Annotated in this window: 1 protein-coding gene; it reads left to right on the top strand. The window is 52.0% G+C overall.

The window, feature by feature from the left end; translation table 11 throughout:
* A partial coding sequence (locus tag ACO0K1_RS20330) for a YDG domain-containing protein (protein ID WP_423029036.1) occupies positions 1–273 on the top strand: 273 nt, incomplete at both ends.

The raw sequence follows: 273 nt of genomic DNA, 5'->3' as shown, positions 1-273 counted from the left end.
TCGGTCAAGCGACCGCCAGCATCAGTGCCAGCAAAACCTACGACAGCAACACCAGCCTGACGACAGGCCAGGTCAGCATCACAGGTGTGAATGGTCAGACCTTAAACTACACCGGCACAGCATTGGCAAATAACGCCAACGTCTCAGCCAATGCGACAAACTACGTTAGTGGCATCACTGGTTTAAGTGACGGCACAGGTTTAGCATCAAATTACGTTCTGCCAAGTCAGAGCGCCAAGTCTGGCAACAACCAGGCTACGATCAATGCAGTCA

The sequence above is a fragment of the Undibacterium sp. SXout20W genome (assembly GCF_049340285.1).
Lineage (GTDB): Bacteria > Pseudomonadota > Gammaproteobacteria > Burkholderiales > Burkholderiaceae_D > Undibacterium.
This window is presented reverse-complemented; position numbering and strand designations above follow the sequence as displayed.